Below are 21,250 nucleotides of genomic sequence, written 5' to 3' on the forward strand. Positions count from 1 at the left end.
CGCACATTCATGCGAAGTACGAACTGTTAGACTGGTTTGACTAATCCGCCGGAGTCCAGCATGGCTGGCATCGCTCTCCGCGTTCCCGGGCCTTGCCCGCATCACCCTGCCAACGCTTGGCCTGTGCATCCGTTGCGCGCAAAATCTGCTTGTGCGCCCCATCACCCGCTTGCTGTGATGTCCTTATGCCCGCTCTCATGCCCGCCCTTATGCCAACCGTCAGTGAATTGACCCTGAGCGGCCTGCTCCCGCATCTGGTCCGGGACGAGTCCGGCTGGACCGCGACATGGCGCGCGTTGACCTTGCATAGCGTATTCCAGCCGGTGCTGTCGGTGACGCACCAATGCGTGGTCGGCTATGAGGGACTGCTGCGCGCGTTCGATCCGGTCGGCTTGCCGGTGTCGCCGGAGGTGCTGTTTTCCGGTACCCGCTCGGCCGCCGAGGCCCGCGAACTCGACCGCATCGCGCGCTGCCTGCATGTGGCAAATTTCATGGAGCAAGGCATCGAGACAGGTTGGCTATTTCTGAACACGCGTCCACAGGTGTTCGAAACCGGCTGGCCGCAGCGCACCTTTATCGACGAGCTTTCGGCGCACTTCGGCCTGCCGCAGGAGCGCATCGTGATCGAAGTGCTCGAACAGCCGGCCGACGACGAATCCGCCGTCGCGAGCATGCTCGCCGCCTCGCAGCCGCGTGACTTCCTGATCGCGATCGACGACTTCGGCACCGGCTTTTCGAACTTCGACCGCGTGTGGCGCTTCCGCCCCGACATCGTCAAGCTCGACCGCTCGCTGGTAGCGCGCGCCGGCAAGCGCAAAGGCGACGACTCGATGATCAGCCACCTGATCGCGATGCTGCATCAGTCCGGCACGCTGGTGCTGGCCGAAGGCGTCGAAACCGACGAAGAACTGATGATCCTGATGCAGGCCGACGTCGATTTTGTGCAGGGTTTCTGGCTCGGCCAGCCGAAGGGCTCGGTGCAGGCAGCGTGCGCGAAGGTGCCCGCGCTGATCGAATCGATCTGGAGTAAGTTCGCCGATTACGAACGCGTCCATGCCGGCCACCAGCGGCTCGGCTTCGAAGGTTTCGCCGAAGCGGTGCTGGCCGCCGCCGACACGTTCAAAGCGACCGGCGATCTGCAGCAGGCGGCGCAAAACATCTGGCATTTGCGCGAGGCGCGCCGGGTGTTCGTCACCGACGGTCAGGGCGAACAGACTCAGCCATCGGTAACGGCCGCCTCGGTGCCGCCGCCACCGCTGCGGCTCGCGCCGCTCTACACCGACACGCGCAGCAACTGGTCGCGGCGCACCTATTTCAAGCATGCTTTGGCCGCTCCAGGACGTGTCGCAATGATGGGTCCTCATTATTCGCTGGCCGACGGCGAGGACTGCTATACCGCGGCGATCGCGTTCGAGCGCGACGGCGACACCCACGTGCTTTGCGTCGACTTCGTGCCGACACCCTTGCCGGGCGGTGTGCGCTCCGCAGGCCGGGGCGGCAAGCGCTGAGCCTTAATCGTCCACCCGGCCGCGGCCGGATTTAATCTCACTGCGTTTCGCCTTGCCGTCGAGGCGGCGCAGATTCGACGCGCGCGTCGGCCGGGTCGCGACGCGCGGCTTGCGCGTCACGCTGACGCTTTCGATCAGTTCATCGAGCCGCGCCAATGCCGCCGCGCGATTCATCTCCTGGGTGCGATGCTCCTGCGCCTTGATGATCACGACGCCGTCGCGCGTGAGCCGATGGTCGGACAACGCCAGCAGACGCATCTTCAGCACCTCCGGCAACGACGAAGCCTGAACGTCGAAACGCAGGTGGATAGCGCTCGACACCTTGTTGACGTTCTGACCGCCCGCCCCTTGCGCGCGCACTGCGGTCAATTCGATTTCATTCGGCGGGATCGGATAACGGGAGGTCATGACGCAATAAAGGGCTAAGAACACGCAAGTGTACACAGGGCGGATCGACTACCGACGACGACTATCGGCTATCGACCGCGCCCACCGATGCGAAAAACTATTTGCGTGCGAACGGCCAGTTCATCGATACTGCAGTTTTCCGCTTACAGCGTAAATTCATATGAAGCTCCGCCCGGGTTTTGTGCTGGAACTAGCCGTTAACTTCCTGCTGCCGTGGCTCGCTTACCGGTTCGCACTGCCTCATCTGGGCGAGACGGGCGCGCTAATCGCATCCGCTGTGCCGCCGATCGTCTGGAGCCTGATCGAGCTGGCGCGATTCCGCCGCGTCGACGCGTTGAGCGTCGTGGTCGTGGCCGGCATCGTACTGTCGGTCGCGGCGATGGCGCTGGGCGGCAGTCCACGCATGCTGTTGCTGCGTGAGTCGCTGGTGTCCGGCGCGGTGGGCGTGGTGTTTCTGTTGTCGTTGCCGATGCGCCGTCCGCTGATCTTCTTTCTCGCGCGCGCCACTGTCGCCCGTGAAATGGAAGGCGGCGCAGCGCGCTTCGAGGCACTGTGGCGCGAGCGCCCTGCGCTCGCTACTTCGCTGCGGCTGATGACGCTGGTGTGGGGAGTCGGCCTGACCGGCGAAACCGCGCTGCGTGCATGGATGGCCCTCACGTGGCCGATCGAGCGCTTCCTGGTGGTCTCGCCGTTCATCGGCTACGGCATCTACGGCGGCTTGACGCTGTGGACGCTGTGGTATCGCAAGACCATGCGCAGCCGGGTCGAGGCGCGCGTGCAGCCGGACGGCATCGCGAGCTGAGCGGGGCGGGCTACTCGGCTGCTCCGGGTACTCCGGCGTGCCGTGCATCAACCCCGCCCGCGCCATATTCCTACGCACCGCGCCACGCCTCGGCAATTCGTGCGGCCAGCCCAGAGTCACGCTGCGTGGGTGTCGCGATAGCCTGCGCCAGCACGGCGCGCGCGCCGATCACTTCAACCCGTTCACGCGCGCGGGTAATCGCCGTATACACGAGTTCACGCGACAACACCCGGCTGAACACCGACGGCAACATCAACACCGCGTGTTCGAACTCCGAGCCCTGCGACTTGTGAACCGTCAACGCGAAGGCGGTGTCGTGCGGCGGGAGCGCCGCAGGCGACACCGCGCGCAGACCGCCGTCGCCGGTGCGGAAATACACTCGCAATGCGCCGCCGGCACCTGGCATCGCAATCCCGATGTCGCCGTTGAACAGACCGAGCGCGTAGTCGTTGCGCGTCACCATCACTGGCCGGCCGGCGAACCACTGCGCGCCGACCGCCAGCGTCACGCCCGCCGTGCGCCGCACCTGCGCGGCCATCGATGCATTCACCTGATCGACGCCACGCGGCCCCGAACGCGTCGCGCACAAAATACGAAATCGGTTCAACGCGTCGAAGAGCGGCAACGGATCCGGCGTGCCGGCCGCGAGCGCTGCGGCAAGCGCGTCGGCATACGGTGCAAAGCCTGCTGCGAGACGCGCGACGGTGCGCTCGGCCAGCGTCGCGTGGGTGTCTTCGTGCAGCGCCGCGGCGCAGGGTTCGGCAGGATCGATGCGCAGCACGTCTAGCGCCGTCTCGGCGGAGCCGTTGCGGATCGCGAGCGATAAGCGTCCGATCGGCGATTCGAGACCGAATCGATAGTTGCGTTCGAGCCAGACGACGCTGTCGGCAAGCGGGCGCTGCCTGGGCGATGCCGGCGCGGTTGTGGGATTGGCGGCGCTTGCAAACGGATCGTCTGGAGGCGCATCGAAGCGGTCTGGCTCGTCCACGTATGCGAACAGGTCGTGTGGTGGCGCATCGAGGCCGTGTGACGCGCCGGCATGCGCGAACGGATCGCCAGGTCCCGCATCGAAGCCGCTCGCGGTCCCCGGCAATGCCTGAGACAGGCGCGCCGCTTCAATGCCTAGCGCGCCGGCGATCCGCTGCAGCCCTGCTTGCGTAAAAGCCGGCCGTGCGCTGAGTTCGGCGAATACCGCGCCGGCCTCGACGGCCGCCAGCTGATCCTTGTCGCCGAGCATCACGAGACGCGTCTGCGGCGCGATGGCATCGAGCAGATGCGCCGCCATGGCGACGTCGATCATCGACGCCTCGTCGATCACGACGACGTCGTAAGGCAGCGGATTGTCGCGATGATGCCGGAAGCGCCCGCCCGGCCCGGAACCGAGCAGCCGATGCAAGGTGTACGAAGTCTGCGGCAACCGCGCGGCGAGCTCCGGCGGCAAATCGCCGGCGCGCGCGAGCAAGGCTTCCTGCATCCGCTGGGCCGCCTTGCCAGTGGGCGCAGCCAGCGCAATTCGCAGATCGGCGCGTGCATCCAGCAGGCAGGCCAGCACGCCGACCACGGTGGTGGTCTTGCCGGTGCCGGGACCGCCGCTGACGATCGTGAGCCGCCCGGACAGCGCCATCACTGCGGCGACACGCTGCCAGTCGATCGCGTCGTCCTGGGGCGGGCCGAAGTAGCGCAGCAGGCGCTCGCGCAGCGTCTGCGAGGTTGCGTTGGCGTTCGCATCGGCGTTAGCGCGGCCGCTGGCATTCGCATTGGCGCCCGCGTTGCCAGCACGGAGCTTGCCGTCGCGCGCGTGCGTATCCGTCTGCCCTACACCTGCATCCTCCGCCGCATGCGCCACCAGCGAGCGCGCGAGGCGCCGCTCGTAATCGTAGTAGCGCGCGAGATAGAGCCGCCCTTGCCCGTCGATCACCAGCGGACGCAGTGCCGCCGCGCTTTGCGAACCGTCGCTGGCCATCCCGCTTGCGAACAGCGCCGCGCGCACGTCGGCGCTCGATGCGCCGGAGCGCCGAGCAAGCGCCGGAAGCGGTACGCAAACGTGTCCTTCGTCAGTCGCCAGGCTCGCGGCGAAGGCTGCACGCGCAGCCCACTTCACCGCCTCTGCCGACGCGCCGCCGCGCCGCGCCAGCGTGCCGATGCGGCGCGCGAATCCTTCGGCGAGCGCGGTGCTGAAATCAGCCGGCGCAGGCGCGTTCACCTCGATATCGTCGAGCGCCGGCGGCGCGACTGACGTCTGATCGAACGTGCTCATGCCGCACCCCCGATCATCGCCGCGTCGAGCAACGCGACCAGTTCGAACGCGGGCCGGCGCATGTGCACGCCGGCTGGCCCGTCGGCGTCGCGCCACCCCGGACGCACGCCGCGCACGAACAGATACAGATAGCCGCCGATGTGCGTGTCGTATGCATAATCGCGCAGCCGCGTTTTTAGATAACGATGCAGCGCGACCGTATAAAGCAGCGCCTGCAAGTGATACGCGTGGCTCGCCATGGCCGCTTCGAGCGGCGCCGCGGCGTAGTCAGCAGCAGTGTCGCCCAAATGGTTCGACTTCCAGTCGACGATCCAGAAACGTCCGTCGTGCTCGACGATCATGTCGATAAATCCTTTGACGAAACCGCGCAACACGCCCGGTTCCAGCGCGACGTCGGGATACCCATGCTCGATCAGCAACTCGCGCAACGCGGGAAAGTCGAGCGACGGCGCCGAAAACAGAAACTCGAGTTCGTTCAGCCGCCGCCGCGGATTCAGTTTCGCGAGCGCCATGCCGGGCAGCAGTTCGGTTGTCACCACGTCCGTGAGCAGGTTATGCATCATCGCGGGCAAGCGCGCCGCGAGTTCCGGCACCGCCGCCGCGGGGCGCTCGCGCAACGCGCCCCTGATCGCGTCTGGCCAGGTGTGCGGCTCGGTGAAATCCGCGAGTTCGAACATCCGGTGCAGACAGTCGCCCGCCGCTGCGCCGCGCGGAAACGCGAGAATGTCGTCCGCCGCGTAGGATGGCGCTTGCGGCGCCGGCAGCGGCGTAGGCGCGAGCGCGTCGGCAATCTCATCGTGGTCGGGCCGCACCTCTTCCACCGGCGCCTGCATGTCTTCGGCTTTGCTGCCGGCCGCGATCAGGCCGCTGAAGCTCGCCATGCGCCACTGATCGCGCAACGGCCGGCGGTTGACCCGCGCCTGCATCCGCGCGCCACTATCCTGCATGCTTTCGAGCGGCACGCGGCGCTCGACCTTGGGCAAGGCTTGCAACACAATCGGGCCGCCCGCCAGCGCCTGCCATCGAGCGGACAAGGCGGCTTCGTCGGGCGGATCGGTGAGCCAGTCGTCGAAGCTGTGGCCGCCGCCGCCCACCAGCCAGTTCAGCACGCTGCGCCGCGATTCCTTGCTGGAGCGTGACGACATGTAAGTGCCGGCGACCAGGTAGCAGCGGTACACCGCGCGTGTCAGCGCCACATAGACGAGCCGTGCCCGCTCGGCCGCCTGCTCGCGCGCCGCGTAACGCGACGCGCGCTCGGCTTCGTCGTCATCGCAACCGTAGTGCAGCACTGCGTCGCCGGTTTCGTCGTGATACTCGCGTGCATCGGGCAGTCCCGACGACGGCGGATCGCGCAGCGCCCCGTCGTTCAGAAATGGACAGAATACGACCGCGTATTCGAGCCCTTTCGATTTGTGGACGGTAACGATCTGCACGAGGTTGCGATCCGACTCGAGCCGCAATTGCGCGTCTTCGCCGCCACCTTGTGTACGCTGCGCGGCGAGCCAGCGCAACGTGGGCGCGATGCCCGGTTGCGTGGCGGCGCGCGCCTGCACGAGTTCGGCCAGATGGTTCACGTTCGTGAGACGCCGCTCGCCGTCCGGTCCGGCAACCAGCCGTTGCGCGACCCGCAACTCGCGCATCAGCGTGCGCCACATCAGCGCGAAGCCGCGCTCGTGCCACAACGTGCGATAACGCGAAAAACGCTCGACCCAGCCCATTGCGTCGGCGGCGTGCGCGGGATCGTCGGCCGGTGCGGGGGCATCCGCGACCTGCTCCAGACGCCAGAGCGCGGCGGCGTCCATGCCGAGCCAATCGGTGGCGAGCGCGGCGCGCAAGCGGCGCAGATCGCCTGGCGTATCGACTGCGGCCAGCACGCGTTCGATCTGCTCGGCGTCGAGCGTCGCGAACACCGAGGCCTGCGCCAGTTCCACACTGCCGACACCCCACGCCGCCAGCACGCGCTTGATCAAACTGCCCTGCTTATGCGTCTGCACCAGCACCGCGATATTGCCCGGCGCGAGCGGCGCGTCGCCGATCGCCACCGTGCCCTCACGCGCGCCACGCAAGAGCCGCACGATCTCAGCAGCGCACACTTCGCTCGCCTCGCGCTGGGCTTCGCGTTTGGTCAACGCGGCGTCGCCTTGCGGCAAGGTCCAGATACGGAAATCGCCCGCGTTCGCATCGGGATCGGAGAAAGGCGGCCGGCGCCGCTCGCCGGCGCGCACCGGCTGATAGTCGAGACCGTCGAGCACGAACGCCTGAGGATTGGCTTCGAACAGACGATTGCAGGCCTCGACGATCGGCGCAGTCGAGCGCTGATTGACGGCCAGCGTGTAGCACGCCGAAGCCGCCGCGCGCGCCGCCAGATAAGTATGCAAATCCGCTGCGCGAAAACTGTAGATCGCCTGCTTCGGATCGCCGACCAGAAACAGCGGCCCGGCCGGCGCAAAGATGCGGCTGAAGATCGCGAACTGCAGCGGATCGGTGTCCTGAAACTCGTCGATCAGCGCCGCCGGATACCGCGTGCGCAAAGCGTCGGCAAGCCACGGATGCGCGGCCAGCGCGCGATAAAGATTGGACAGCAGATCGTCGAACGACACCACGCGGCGCGTGCGCTTGCGCGCCACCAGCTCGGCGGGCGCGTAGTCGAGCCAGGTCTGCACCAGCGCGAGCCAACGCGCGCGTTGCGCGGCCTCGGCCGCGACCACCGCGGCCGCCAGTTCCTCGGCATGCACGAAGAACGCGTGCTCAGGCGGCTCGAACTTGACCTTGGTGGCCTTCTTCAACGCCGAAGCCGTCAGCTTCAATGCGGCGCGCGGCGGCGGCGCATGGCAATCGCCCTGCGCGAAGTAGTCGGTCCATGCCGCGATCGCGGCACTCACGAGTTCCGGCTTGTGCGAGGTCTTGCTCAAACGGTCTTGCGCCTCAGCCAGCAGACTGACGATCGCGTCGCGCTGCGCGTGCCAGACCTCGCCGGCGGCGTCGAAACTCGACTGCGGATCGGCAGCGCTTCCGCCTGCGTCGGCACTGCCCCAGCGCAATTGTGCGAGCGGCTTTTTCAGGCGCCGCGCAAGTTGCTCGTTGAGCGACGCGGGGCCGGCGCGCCTCTGCACCAGCCATGCAGCAAACGCGGGATGCGCGTGCGCCACCGGTTCCACTTGCTCGCGCCAGAAATCGGCGGCCATTTCGAAACGCAATGCGGCGTCGTCGGCTTCCATCTCGAACGCGAACGGCATCGCGGCGGCAAACGGCGCTTCCTGCAACGCGCGTTGACAGAACGCATGGATCGTGTGAATCGCGGCCTGATCGAAGGTGCGCAGCGCGCGGCGCACCACCTTCAAGGCGGCGTCGCGCTCGATGCCCCGTGCCGGCGCCAAGGTCGTTTCGAAAAGGCGCTTGATGAACGGATCGCCGCCGTCGTCGTCCGTTTCGATGGCCCGGTGCAATTCCGCGAGCCGGCCACGAATCCGCTCGTGCAATTCGGCAGTCGCGGCCTTCGTGAAGGTGACGACGAGGATCTGATCGGCGTTGAGGTTCTTTTCGAGCAGGAGCCGCACGTACAGCGCGCAGATGTTCCAGGTCTTGCCGGTTCCGGCCGACGCCTCGATCTGGTTGACACCGTCGAGCGAACAGGCGAAGACATCGAGCTCCTCGGCGGCCAGCGCGTAATCCCGAACCGCGCCGCTCATGACGCGCTCCGCAGATGTTGCACGAGCGGTTTGAAGACGATCGACGCCAGGCTGCCGAACGGTTCGTCGAGCGTGAGCGGCGTGCCGCGCAGCGCGATGCGCAAGGCCGGGTCATCGGATTCGCCGCGCACACGTTCATTGATCCACGCGCCCTGGGCGGCGGAATCGCTCTCGCTGACTTTGGCCCAGGCGCTCTTCGGGAAAAAGCGCAACGGCAACCTGCGCCCCGCTCTGAACAAAGCGGCAAGCGGCGCCAGTTCGTCGAGCGGCGCGGCGACCGGCGTGAGCTCGAAGCTTTCTCCGCTGCCGTGCCAGACAGTGCGGCGCGAGCCATTCGGTTGCGCTGCGCAATAGACCAGATGCGCGAGCCACGCAGACAGGTAGTCGCGCGCGGTGGGTTTGGCGTAGCGGAAAATCACTTGTCCTGTTTCGGTCAGAAGATTCAAGGTACCGTGCAGTTGCAACGGGGTTTCGGCCGCCTGGCGCAGCACCGCGTCGTAAGCGCCGAAGAGCGCTTCGGTAGCGGCACTGTCCGGCCAGCGCGGCGCGATATCGAGCACGAAGGGCAAGCGCTCGACACCCGAGGCCACTTCGCGGCGCACGCTGTCCGCGAGCTGGCGCAGCGCGCCCAGTTCGCGTGCGCGCCATACGGCGCCAGTCGCCCCGCCCGGCAACTCGGGACTTGCTTCGGCGACGCGGCGCACGCGTTCGAACATTGCGTCGTCTTCAGCATCGCTGTCCAGCAACACGGGCAATAGACGATCGGCCAATGCATCGCGGCCCGCATAGTCGAGTTCGAATGGCTCGGTGTCGAGCAATTCGCCCTGCGCATCCGACAACACGATACCCAGCCGGTCGCGCAGCAATGCACGCGCCGGATGACGCCAGAAGCGCACGAATTCGTCGAAGGCAACCGGAGCGGCGTCTTCGGCCGGCAACGGTCGATCGAAGAACGGCGCGGCTGGAGGATGTTGCGGCGCGGCCAGCAAGCTGGCCAGTTCCGCGCGATCGGTGTCGTAGGTGAACAACCCGCGCTGCGACGAAAAATAGTCCGATGCGAATGCCTGCAATGGATGATCGACGATAAACGCATGGCGCGCGGCTTCGATCTCCGCAGGGCTCGCATCCTCGCCCGCCGACACTTGCGCGAGATGGTCGAGCAATTCGTCGACCAGCGCGGCCGGCGGCAACGGTGCATTGTCGCGAATGCTGCGGCCTGTATAGGCGATGAAGAGACGATCGCGTGCGGCCAGCAAAAGATCGAGAAACAGGTTGCGCTCGTCGTCGCGGCGTTGCCGGTCGCCTGCCTTGCCGAATGCGGCCATCAGGTCGAACTCGTCGGCGCGCGCGAGACTCGGCAGCACGCCGTCGTCCATGCCGAGCAGGCAGACAATGCGATACGGCAAGCCACGCAAACTGGTCAGCGACGAAAACGTCACGCTGCCCCACGGCACGCCGCCGCGCGCCGGGTCGTCGAGCGCTTCGGTAAGCGCGCCGCGCACCACGGCGGCAGGCAGCGCCACGTCTTGCGCGCCGGCGCGCATCGCATCGCCCATCCTGTCGATCGCGTCGCGCACAGCAGCCAGCGAGTCGGCGAACTCGACGCCGCCGTCGAAACACTGCGCAAGCGTTTCGAGCAGCAATTGCGTCCATTCGGCCGGCGTTTGTTCGACCGCGCAGTGTTGCGCGAAGGTGTCGATATCGTCGACGAAACGCGACAGGCGGCCGAGCAATTCGGCGTCCGAGCCGCCGGCGCCTTCAACGGGCAGCCATGCATCGACCGGCTCGCCGCCGTCGGGCATTGCGTAGCCGAGGTACAAACGTGTCAGCGCGTCGGCGAAAGTATGACGCGCGACCGGCACGTGTTCGCCGACCGGCTCGACCGGCACAAGCCCACGCCGCGCGCCGGCTGCCGCGAGCCATTCCTGCGCGGCTTCGAGCGCGCTGGCATCGATTCCGTAACGCGCGGCGATCGCGTCCACGCGCAGCCATTCGATCAGATCGGGCGCACCGACGCTGCGCTCCGGCAGCGCCAGCCAGTCGAGCAGCAAACGCGCGACCGGATTGGTCTGCGAAGGCGGCAAACCGGTAATCCGATACGGGATGCGGCGGGTATCGCCAACGGGCGCCGTGCCGAACACCGCGTCGATCAACGGACCGGCGGCCGCGAGATCGGACACGGCAACCAGCACGTCGGACGGCTGCAGGTCGTCGAACTCATCGAACCAGCCGAGCAGGCGGTCATGCAGCACCTCCAGCTGCCGCGACAGGCTGTGACACACATGCACTTCAACGCCGCGCTCGATCGGCAACTCGTCGGTGTCCGTTTCCGCTCGCAGATCGAGAATGCCGTTCTGCACGGCAGCCAGCCAGTTCGGTGCGGGATTCTCGGTAAAGTCGCCGGTCTCGCCGGATGCGGCGCTCTCCGTCAACTCGTGCAGCATGTGCAGTTGCGCCTGAGTCTGGCGGCCCCACTCCGCCAGCAACGGATGGCCGACTTCCTGATAGTCGAGCTGGCCCGCCGCGTCGAGCGCTTCGACGCGCCCCGCACTGACGACGTCGAACCAGAACTCGCGGCACGGGTTCATCACGTACAGACGCACATCGACCCAGCGCGACAGCTCACGCAGCAACGCGACGTGCAGCGGCGGCATGGTCGGCAATGCAAATACGCTAACCGCTTCCGGCCATTGCGCGTTCGAGATCGCTTCAAGATCGAGCGTGCGGATTTCGTCGAGGAAACGGTACGCGGGCGGCAAAGCGGCCGCGGGCGTTTGCGCATCGCCCGCCACTTCAGCGAGCACCGCGCGCCAGAGCGCGGCTTGCCAGCGCTCGTCTTCGCGTGCCGCTTCGCTTGCGCCGACCAGACGCGGGCCGTTGTCGTCCGCCGCGCCGCTTGCGAAGATCGAACCGCACTTCTGCCACTGCAGCAGCCATTCCGGGCGATAAGTCAGATAGTGGTCGAGCACGGTCGCCACGCGCCGCGCCAGTTCGTAGCGCATCGACGCATCGGCCGCATCGAGATACGTGCGCAGACGCGGCGATCCATTCCACGGCAGCGCTTCATCCGCATCCCCCAGCAACCGGTAGCAGCGCCATACGAGCCGGTCCGGCGCGAACGGCGAATGCTTCGGTACCTCGATCACGCCGCCGATCTGCGTCCACAGCCATTGCGCGAGGTAACCAAAATTTACATTTGCGCAGATACCCTGGCGAGCCGCGATATCGAGTTCGAGCCGGCGCCGCACCGCCGCGCTCGGAACGATGACAGGCTGCGCGGCCCAAGGATCGGACGGCGCTTGCGCCAGGTCGTCGAGCAGCGCGCCGACAAGGGTTTCGTAGCGGTTCGAGTAGAAGAGTTGGAGCATGGATCCCAGGGAAGCGTGCGGCGCGAGTGGAACACTCGCGCCACGGCAGACATTGAAGCGACAGCATAACAAACGCGCTACTGGGGCAGAACCTGGCCAAACGGACGAGGTCAGATCACCTGCAAAATCAGTTAGACTCGACGGCAGTTTGGGTCTGTCCCTTCAACCGCGGCTTTCTCTGTGAATGGAATCCAGGCAGTCGATGCGCTATTCGGTCGAGATAAAAAAATTCCTCTATAGCCAGTACTTTTATGGCGGCCTGCGCATCGCAGTCGGCGTCTCGTTACCGGCTGTACTGTGCCTGATCGTGTTTCACGATCGCGATCTCGGCTTCACGATCGCGACCGGCGCGCTCGGCGCGTGCGTGGTCGACATGCCGGGACCGCTCAAGTACAAGCACAACGAAATGCTGGCGTGCAGCGTGATTGGCTTCCTGGCCGCGCTCGCCACCGGCCTCGCCACGGTCAACTCGGTGGCGCTGTGGTGCACGGTCGTACCGTTGACCTTCGTGCTGTCCTTGATCGTCGTGTACGGCAACCGCTGGCCGCAGATCAGCTTCGCGACGCTCTTCATGATGATCATGACGCTCGAGGAGCATTTCACGCCGATGCAGGCGCTCGTCAATGCGTCGTGGATTCTGGTGGGCGGCCTCTGGTACACCTACTGGTCGACCTTCGTGAGCCGCTGGATGATGCATCGCATCGAACAGCAGGCGCTCGCCGAAAGCGTGTTCGCGTGCGCCGACTATCTGCTCGCGCGCGCGGCGTTCTACGATCTCGATAACGATCTGGACGAGTGCTACCGCAATCTGGTCGACAAGCAGATCGCCGCGGTCGATCGCCAGGATGCCGCGCGCGACATCGTGCTGCGCAACCTGCCGAAGCTGAAAACCGGCCGGCTCGAACCGCGCCGCGCGATGCTGTTCAATCTGTTTATCAACACCGTCGATCTGCACGAACTGTTTGTCGGCACGCATACCGATTACCCGATGGTGCGCAACACGTTCGGCGGCTCCGATCTGCTGGTGTTCTATCGCGATCTGATTCGCAAAGCCGCCGCCGATCTCGAAGAGATCGGGCTCGCGGTGCTGCAAAACCAGGTGCCGCATACGCGCGTCAATGTGAAGGCCGAATTGCGCGCCATCGAGTTCGAGATCGAGTTGATGCGCAAGCAGGATCTGGCGACCAAAAACCCCGAGGCCTATTCGGCGGTGTCGGCCACGTTCCGGCGCATCTGGAGCGCGACGCGGCTGATCGACAAGATGCACAAGAGCCTGTCGAGCGACGCGCGCGTCACCGAAACCGAACTGCGCCTCGACCAGGCGCTCACGCGCTTCGTGTCGAGCCGCCGCGTGCCGTTCGGGCAGATCCTCTCGAATCTGACGATGGCCTCGCCGAGTTTCCGTCACGCGTTGCGCGTGACGATTGCCGTCGCGGTCGGCTTCTGGCTCGGCCGTCTGCTGCCGCTCACCAACGCCTACTGGATCGTGATGACCACCGTCATCATTCTGAAACCCGGCTATTCGCTGACCAAGCAGCGCAACGGGCAGCGGATCATCGGCACGCTGATCGGCTGCGCGGTCAGCATTGCGCTGATGGTGTTCGTCAAAGAGCCGGCCGTTCTGCTGGTGGTGATGTTCGCGTCGATGGTGATGAGCTACAGCCTGCTGCTGTTCAACTACACGGCGAGCGTGGTGTTCACGTCGTCGTATGTGCTGCTGATGTTCCATCTGCTTGCGCCGGGCAGCATGCGCATCATCGGCGAACGGGCGATCGATACGGTGGTGGGCTGCGCGATCGCGATTGCGGCAAGCCATCTGTTCCCATACTGGGAATACCGGTTGATGGGCAAGCTCGTCAACAACGTGATCAACGCGACCCGGCAGTATCTGGAAGCGAGCTGGTGGTGGAGCGGCAAACCGGCCGCCGCGGTTGCAGCGACCGTGACCGAAGCCGGCGCGCGCGCACCGGTGGCGGCGATGGCGGACCCGGCAATCGAGTTCGGCACGCCGGCGCTCGCAGTTGCTGGCAACGGTGCGGGTGTAGGTACGAACCCGGGCACCACTACCGTCAGCAACAACGCCACAGCCAAACCAGCTACTGCGACGTCTGCTGCCGCAGCAGCCGCCGCTACCGCGCTCGATCGCGACTATCGCTACCGGCTCGCGCGCAAGAACGTCCATGTCGCGTTTGCCAATCTTGGCCAGGCGTTCCAGCGCATGATGCTGGAGCCCAAGTCGGCGCAGAAGTTCGTGCCGGAACTGAATGGCCTGCTGGTGCGCAGCCACGTGCTGGCGTCGCAGATCACGGTGGCGGCGCCTTTGCTGCGCACCTCGGCGCAACAACCAGAGGGCGTCTCGCTACAATCGCTGCAACGCGCGCTAAGCATAGTCCGCGACAATCTGACCGAAGCCGAGGCCGGCAATGCGCCGCCGGCCGATCAGGGCGAGCAGATCAAACAGTTGACGCGTGAACTGGATGCGATGGTGGTCGAGGCGGAGAAATCGCCGGACTATTCAGCGGACGCCGTGCATGACATCAAATTGCTTGCGCATCAATGCAAGCAGATGCTCGCGGCGTCGGCACTGATTCGCAAGGATGCGAGCGTGATTCGCCTGCCGGAAGAGCGAGACTTGTAGAGGCCGCGGCGCGATGCTCCGCCCTGGCGCGCTTTATTGCGAAGCGCCGCTCGCCGCTGTCGCTACCGCCGCGTCCGATGCACTCGACAGCGCCGGGGCTTTCTGGCGGTCGAAATCGCGCTTTTCCGTGATGGCGTTGTAGACGAGCGTAGCGATCACCAGCAGCACCGCGACCACAATAAAGATGGCAATGCCGAAGGTCGGGTTCTTCTTGCGCGGCGGATTGTTCATGAGGCGGGCTCGGTTCGCGAGGCAGTCGCGGTTATGTCTGGAAAGGCGGCATTCTACGCCCACTGAGCTTGCACACGGCTTGCAATTGGACAAGCTCACATGGTGTTGCAGGCAGATTCGCCGTCTTGCCTTGCTCGTTGCAGCAGCCAGGCGCCAGGACTGCCGCAACTCGCAGAAACTCGCCGCTAGCGCCCTTCCACAGCGGCCGACGGCCGCACCGGCAACGCCGTCGAATACTTGATCTGCTCCATGGCGAAACTCGAGCTCACGTCGTACAGCGGCACGGCGGCGATCAACTGCTTGTAGACGCGATCGTAGTCGTCGATATCGGACACCACCACGCGCAGCAGGTAATCGGTTTCACCGCTCATCCGGTATACCTCGACGACTTCCGGAATATCCTGCACCGCACGCGTGAAAGTCAGCGCCCAGGCCTCGGTGTGCTGGTTGGTCCGCACCGCGACAAATACGGTCGTGCCCACGCCGAGCTTGCGCGCGTCGCACAGCGCCACCTGCGCGCGAATCACGCCCGCCTCCTTCAGACGTTGCAGCCGTTTCCAGCAAGGCGTTTGCGACAGGTTCACGCGTTGCGCCAACTCGGCGATCGGGAGGGTCGCGTCTTCCTGCAACAGTTCAAGCAGCTTCCGATCGATGATATCCATTCCCATCATTTCACCCCCATAGAAAATTATTCTACTTTTAAGAACCCGAGGGGAATTATATGGAAACTCTTTCTCCAGACAAACAGGTATAAATGTAGCTATCCAAAAATATCGAGAAAGCAGCCGCCCGCTGCACAGCCATCATGAACCAAGGCCTCCGTCCGACACCTTTCGACTGCCCCCCCGCCAGCGGCGCGCAGCTTGCCGAACCGAATGAAGCGGCCTCACGCGCGCAACGAAGCGCGCCGGTCGCGCACCTGTGCGACGCGCTCGACGCGATCTTCGAAGCCTGCGCGAAATTCCCCAAGCCGTCGGACTCCGCCTTTTTCGCCCGCGCCATGCGCATCGCGCTCGCGGACGCCGCGGCGAATCCCGCGCTGCTCACGCCTGCGCAACGCGAAGGCTCTGCCGAAAACTATCGGCGTCATCTGTTAGCCGCCGACCCGCAGGGCCGCTATGCCATAGCCGCACTGGTCTGGCTGCCACATCAGGCGAGCCCCGTGCATGGGCATCACACGTGGTGCGGCTATGCGGTGCTGGACGGCACGCTGAGCGAAACGGTATTCGAATGGAACGGCGCACAGCATTGCGCAAGCGCCACCCGCACGCAAGCTCGCAACAGCGGCGCGGTGTCGTTCGTGCGCGGCGGCCGCGGCGGCATTCACCGGCTGGGCAATTGCAGCAGCGAGCCCGCTGTCTCGCTGCATATCTACGGCGTCCCGGGCGCGCAAATCGCCACGCATGTCAACGACGTGGTGCGTGCAGCCGACGCGCCAGCGCTCGCCTAGGCGCGCTCATTCCGCTTGGCGATGCGGGCCGAGACCTTGGCCGACCCGCTCGTCATTCAATCAGCTTTTGCCACCTGCTTCGCCTGCTGTGGGTATTTGCGGCGGGATCGGCGCAGTCTGTCCAGTCGGCGGCGGCGCAGGACGCGGTTCGTGCGAGACATCGCGCGCCACCGCGGCAGCCAGGTGAGCAGCCCGTACCGATGAGGCCGTATCAGCATGCGCGTGCGCATGACCGTGCACGCCGGACCCAGGAAGGTCGTCGTCCGGCAGAGCTTGCCCTTCGTTATCCTTCGACGATGTGTACACACGCATCTGCGGCACAGGTATCTCAATGCCGGCTTCGTCCATCTTGCGTTTGAGCCGCAGATTGAAGGCCCGCGCCACGCTCCATTGCTGCAGTGGCCGTGTCTTGATCTGACCTTTGACGACCATCCAGTTCGGATCGAAACGGTCCAGTCCCCACACCTCGATCGGCCCGAGCATTTCGCGCCGGTAACGGAAGTCGGCCATCAGATCGGCGCCGACTTCACGGATCAGTTGCGTGATCTGATCGACGTCGGTCGAGAAGCCCATCCGCACTTCGAACACCGCATAGGCGAAATCGCGCGACAGGTTCTTCACGATCTTGATCTGCGAGAACGGGATCGCGTGAATCGCGCCCTGCCCGTCGCGCAGCCGTACGGTACGGATCGACAGATGCTCGACGGTGCCCGCATGGCCACCGTCGACATCGATCCAGTCGCCGACTGAAATCGTATCTTCGATGATGATGAAGAGGCCCGTAATCAGATCGGTGACGAGCGACTGCGCGCCGAAACCGATCGCCAGACCGATCACGCCCGCGCCTGCCAGCAGCGGCGTTACGTTGATGCCGAGGTTCGCCGCAGTGACGATACCGGCGATCGTCATGATCGACACCAGCAGCACGTTGCGCACCAGCGGCAACATCGTGCGCGCGCGCATGCTCGGATTGCGCGACTTGTTGCGCAGGCTGCCCGGGTTGAGCGCTTCAGTAATCGCCGTGTCGACCAGAATCCACAACAGCCACGCTATGAACACCGTCGCGATGATCGCCGTCACAGCGTGTGCAATGCCGCGCGCCGCAACGTTTTTTTCGACCACCGCCGCGAGCGACAAACCCCACAAACGCGCTGCCAGTTCGAAGAAAAACAGCCAGATGAAGAGCGTCAGCAACGTGCCGGAAAAGCGCAGCAAGCGCGTCAGATACGGCGAGCGGCGGCGTGCGCGCGGACTGCGCGGGCGCGTCATGCGCAGCACGATGGCCGACAGGAAGAAGGCCAGCACCAGCAACAGCGCGGTCACCAGAGAAATCTGCAGCACGCTTTCGCTGGTGCCCGAGCCGCCGAGGGTGGCGACGACCGAGGCCGTCGCGAGTACCAGCACCGGCACGTGCCATAGCGACGCGAGCACGTCGAACGCGTCGGTCGCGGCCTTATGATCGTTGCGCTGCTGGTAGGCCCGGTTGCGGATCAGATGCGCGACCGGGCGGCGGAACGCCACCGCGAAATACGCGGTCAGCACGGCGGCCGTCATGTTGGCCACCGTCGAAATCAGGGCGGCAAGGTTCGACCCGAGTTGATGCGCGACGTCGTAGTTCACAGCCGCATCGCCGAGCGCGCCGCACACGCCGACCACGAACAGCAAGCGCCGCGCGTGATCGATCAGCAGATGCACCGCGACCCGCCGATGCCCTGAGCCGAACAGCGAAAACATGATCAGACAGATCGCCGAAAACACCGCGCCCGCAACGATCGCATAGGCGACTACCATGCCTAGCGTGCGGCCAAGCGCATCGGGCATCGCGTGCACGAACAGGAGCGCCGCGAGAAACGCGACGATCCAGGGGCCCACGCGGCGCAACGCGAAAATCAGCAGCTCGCGCGTGGTGGGATTCGGCTTGAGTCCCATGACGATGCCGAAGCGCCGGTACAAGCGGTGCTGCAGATAGATCAGGGCGCCGGCGCAGGCGCCCCAGCCGGCCAGCATCGCGAACATCGACAACACGATGTGGCCGAGGCTCTCCTGCCCTTGGCCCGAAATGATCGTATACAACTCGTTGCCGGCCGCAGTTAAGCGTCCGGCCCAGTAGTGCACGGGCGAGCGGCCCTGATGCACGCCGGTTTCGAACGACGCGATGCCTGACGCGATCGCGCCCAGCAAGCCGGGACTCGGTTGCGCGGGCGCCGGCGGTGCGACGTTCTGCGAGACGTCGCGCAGCTTCTTGAGTTGCGCGACAAGCGCGGTGCGCTGACGGTCGTTGTCGAGCGTGGCAATGACGCTGTCGAGCGAGCGTGCCAGTTCCGCCTGGCTGGCGGGCGACGGCGCGGAGGCCGCCTCTGCCGCCGAGGCGCCGGAGGCCGCGGCGGGCGTCGCCGTCGCGCTATTGATCAGGCTCTGCAACGCCGGAATGACCGGGGTGCTACCGGCGGCCTGCGCGTTGGCGGGCATCCATCCCAGACACAGCAGCAGCGCGAGGCAGACAATGGCCGACCACGCGCCGGGCCACGCCGCGACGCGCGCGTGAACGCCGCGGCGAGCGCCGCATCGGGTATGACTAAAAGGAAATTGAAAGGCGGCGCGAGTCGCCGGCTGCCCGCCGTTGAACGGCGCAGCCCCGGACTCACGCCACAATGGGCATGACTGCATGGCGATCCGTAAGAAAACGGGAGACGCCAGTGTAGCCGCAGTTGCACCGCGAGCGACCGAACATGCGTAACCGAATGTTAGGACGCTTGCGCGTGCCCGGAATGTGAGGCCGGACTGGCTTTCACATCCACGGCACGCCCATTACCACGCGCATGTAGAGCGCAGGCGTCATAGCGCTTCCGCTACGCTCAATAAGCCACCGTCGCGATCTGACGAATGAAACGGCCCTGCTCCAGTTCATCGACGAAGGCGATCGCGTAGTCTTCCGCGGAAATGCGGCTGTTGCCTTCGGTGTCGACCAGCAACGTGCTCGTGCCCGTGCGGAACTTGCCGGTGCGCTCGCCCGGAGCGATCAGCGCGGCGGGGGCAAAGAAAGTCCAGTCGAGGTCGGCCACGCTACGGTAATAGTTGAACACGTCACGGTGCGCGAGCGCAACCGCTTTGTAGGCTTCGGGAAAACCGTCCGTATCGACCAGTTGCTTGCCCGGCGCCACTTCAAGCGAACCCGCGCCGCCCACCACCACAAGGCGCTTCAGGCCGGCGGCGCGCGTGCCTTCGACCAGCGCATGGGTCGCTTTCGTGAGCGCAGCCACATCGCCGTGCGGCGGCGCGTAGGCGCTGGCCACCACATCGTGACCGCGCGCCGCGGCGCCGACGCTGGCGGCGTCGAGCAGATCCGCCTTGGCAGCATGCAGATTCGCCACGTCGGCGGGCACGCGTGCCGGATTGCGCGCCAGCGCCGTCACCTGATGGCCGCGCTGGGCTGCTTCCGCGGCGATCCGCGAACCAATCATGCCGGTGGCGCCAAACAATGCGATTCTCAACTGTTTGCTCATTTCGATGCTCCTGTCATTAGCTTATATGTAACCATGTTAATTACATATAATGCGGAAAAAAGCGGGGCCACCGCCCCGTCCGTTATCAAGCGCATGCGTCTTGACTACTCGCCACGCGCCCTCTCCTACAGCTTCTTTATCGCGTCACCCGTGCGGGCGCCGCTTGCGTTCGCGCGCCCGTTCGGCACGCACTACGTCTGCGGTGGCATCGGCAAGCGTGCGTGCGCCAAGCGATGCCTCCATTGCCTGCTGTGCTTCGCCGATGATGTCACGCAGCACAACCTGAATATTCCGCCCGACCATGCACGCCGGATTCGGCTCCTCGCGATGCAGCGCGAACAATTGCGCGTCGTCCACCGCACGGTACACCTCGAGCAAGGTGATGTCTTCCGGCGCCCGAGCCAGCAGCGCGCCGCCGCCCGCGCCGAGTTGCGAGCTGGTGAGGCCCGCTTCGGCCAGCATGGTCAGCAGACGCCGGATCAGCGCGGGATTCGTATTCACGCTGCCCGCGATCATCTCCGACGATAACGGCACGCCCTCCTGCAACGACAGCAGCGCGAGCACATGCACCGCAAACGCAAACCGGCTACTCGTATTCACAGCAAACCTGCCCGGCAACGACAATGTGTAACCATATTAATTACATTTAATTCGCTTGTCAAACTGTCCTCAAACCGTCGAACGGGCTCGCCGGCGCATTTACTTATCCATCTGCTTTTGCGCATCGCTCGAAGTCGACGAAGAAGTCGAAGCGTTGGCCGACGACGCCGTATTCTGCGCCGACCATTCCTGCAGCTTGCGCCCTGCCGTCTCCAGCCTCTGACCGGTCAGCGAAGCAGCCTTGCCAAGCTGCGCGTTGGCCGCGCTCGCCGCGCCTTGCAGATTGGCTTGCGCGCTTGATGCGAGCGACGCTGGATCGATCTTGATCGACGGCGCGGAGGCCGAGTCGAGGTTCTGCTGCGCAGCGGCCCTGGTCGCGTCGACTTGCTGGCCGACATAGCTGGCCGCCTGATCGAGCTTCTGACCGGCGGCTTGCGCGACGTCATTGAGCTTGCCGGCGACCTGCCCTGCCGATGCATCATTCTTCTGACAAGCAGCCAGGCCGCTCAACGCGAGAACGACAAAAGCGGCGCGACGCAGCAACGGCGAACGAATAGATGAAATCATGTTTGAGTATGAGCCGCGTCAAGCGGCTTCCGCATGCGAAAACGCGCCAATGATACGCCGTTGCGCTGCACGGTCTCCCCGGCGAGCAACTGGAAGCCCGCGCAAGAGCCTCGTGGCGAAGGCTTGCGCCATTCGATGGGTCAATTGCACAAGCCGTCGCACCAGCCGCCGCGCGATCCGTCGCGGTTCTGTCAAACGCGATGGAGTAGACTGCCTGAACGTAATACGC

General features: G+C 65.3%; 14 protein-coding genes. 4 read left to right on the plus strand and 10 right to left on the minus strand.

Annotated elements, in window-relative coordinates; all coding sequences use genetic code 11:
• Window positions 1-209 precede the first annotated feature (209 nt).
• Window positions 210-1,508 (plus strand): EAL domain-containing protein, encoded by a 1,299-nt coding sequence (locus WN982_RS13450; protein WP_341312478.1) that lies wholly within the window; start codon window positions 210-212, stop codon window positions 1,506-1,508.
• Between the two features lie 3 nt (window positions 1,509-1,511).
• Here the strand turns inward: WN982_RS13450 and arfB are convergent, their stop codons facing one another.
• Complete coding sequence (gene arfB / locus WN982_RS13455; RefSeq protein WP_012432640.1) at window positions 1,512-1,916, minus strand: alternative ribosome rescue aminoacyl-tRNA hydrolase ArfB; 405 nt, start codon at window positions 1,914-1,916, stop codon at window positions 1,512-1,514.
• Window positions 1,917-2,076: 160 nt separating this feature from the next.
• On the opposite strand from arfB, the gene WN982_RS13460 reads away from it, so the two are divergent.
• Window positions 2,077-2,718 carry a VC0807 family protein gene (locus WN982_RS13460; protein ID WP_341312479.1) on the plus strand — a complete coding sequence of 214 codons (642 nt, stop codon included), beginning with the start codon at window positions 2,077-2,079 and terminating at the stop codon, window positions 2,716-2,718.
• A gap of 70 nt (window positions 2,719-2,788) precedes the next feature.
• Here WN982_RS13460 and WN982_RS13465 read toward each other — a convergent pair whose 3' ends face one another.
• From WN982_RS13465 to recC, 3 genes are read right to left on the minus strand one after another with little or no spacing between them, the layout of a single operon-like run.
• A complete protein-coding gene (locus WN982_RS13465) occupies window positions 2,789-4,975 on the minus strand; it encodes an AAA family ATPase (protein WP_341312480.1) in 2,187 nt (728 codons plus the stop codon).
• On the minus strand, window positions 4,972-8,664 hold the full coding sequence (gene recB, locus WN982_RS13470) for an exodeoxyribonuclease V subunit beta (RefSeq protein WP_341312481.1): 3,693 nt from the start codon (window positions 8,662-8,664) through the stop codon (window positions 4,972-4,974). The genes WN982_RS13465 and recB overlap by 4 nt, the downstream gene beginning before the upstream one ends.
• Window positions 8,661-12,032 (minus strand): exodeoxyribonuclease V subunit gamma, encoded by a 3,372-nt coding sequence (recC, locus tag WN982_RS13475; RefSeq protein WP_341312482.1) that lies wholly within the window; start codon window positions 12,030-12,032, stop codon window positions 8,661-8,663. The genes recB and recC overlap by 4 nt, the downstream gene beginning before the upstream one ends.
• Before the next feature lie 202 nt (window positions 12,033-12,234).
• Between recC and WN982_RS13480 the strand changes: the two genes are divergently transcribed.
• Window positions 12,235-14,670, plus strand: a complete 2,436-nt coding sequence (locus WN982_RS13480; RefSeq protein ID WP_341315789.1) for an FUSC family membrane protein — start codon at window positions 12,235-12,237, stop codon at window positions 14,668-14,670.
• Between the two features lie 33 nt (window positions 14,671-14,703).
• On the opposite strand, the gene WN982_RS13485 is transcribed toward WN982_RS13480, so the two are convergent.
• A complete protein-coding gene (locus WN982_RS13485) occupies window positions 14,704-14,901 on the minus strand; it encodes a hypothetical protein (RefSeq protein ID WP_341312483.1) in 198 nt (65 codons plus the stop codon).
• Window positions 14,902-15,086: 185 nt separating this feature from the next.
• On the minus strand, window positions 15,087-15,569 hold the full coding sequence (locus tag WN982_RS13490) for an Lrp/AsnC family transcriptional regulator (protein ID WP_341315790.1): 483 nt from the start codon (window positions 15,567-15,569) through the stop codon (window positions 15,087-15,089).
• A 137-nt stretch (window positions 15,570-15,706) separates the two neighbouring features.
• On the opposite strand from WN982_RS13490, the gene WN982_RS13495 reads away from it, so the two are divergent.
• On the plus strand, window positions 15,707-16,351 hold the full coding sequence (locus WN982_RS13495) for a cysteine dioxygenase family protein (protein WP_341312484.1): 645 nt from the start codon (window positions 15,707-15,709) through the stop codon (window positions 16,349-16,351).
• A gap of 60 nt (window positions 16,352-16,411) precedes the next feature.
• Here the strand turns inward: WN982_RS13495 and WN982_RS13500 are convergent, their stop codons facing one another.
• The 4 genes from WN982_RS13500 to WN982_RS13515 all read right to left on the minus strand — a co-directional run bounded on the left by WN982_RS13500 (window position 16,412) and on the right by WN982_RS13515 (window position 21,021).
• Window positions 16,412-19,018, minus strand: coding sequence for a mechanosensitive ion channel family protein (locus WN982_RS13500; RefSeq protein ID WP_341312485.1), 2,607 nt, complete (start codon window positions 19,016-19,018; stop codon window positions 16,412-16,414).
• A gap of 188 nt (window positions 19,019-19,206) precedes the next feature.
• Window positions 19,207-19,854, minus strand: coding sequence for an NAD(P)H-binding protein (locus WN982_RS13505; RefSeq protein ID WP_341312486.1), 648 nt, complete (start codon window positions 19,852-19,854; stop codon window positions 19,207-19,209).
• Window positions 19,855-19,998: 144 nt separating this feature from the next.
• A complete protein-coding gene (locus tag WN982_RS13510; RefSeq protein WP_341312487.1) occupies window positions 19,999-20,454 on the minus strand; it encodes an Rrf2 family transcriptional regulator in 456 nt (151 codons plus the stop codon).
• A gap of 99 nt (window positions 20,455-20,553) precedes the next feature.
• Window positions 20,554-21,021: a hypothetical protein gene (locus WN982_RS13515; protein ID WP_341312488.1), complete on the minus strand. Its 468-nt coding sequence runs from the start codon at window positions 21,019-21,021 to the stop codon at window positions 20,554-20,556.
• Window positions 21,022-21,250 lie beyond the last annotated feature (229 nt).

Origin of the sequence: Paraburkholderia sp. IMGN_8, assembly GCF_038050405.1 — a bacterium.
Lineage (GTDB): Bacteria > Pseudomonadota > Gammaproteobacteria > Burkholderiales > Burkholderiaceae > Paraburkholderia.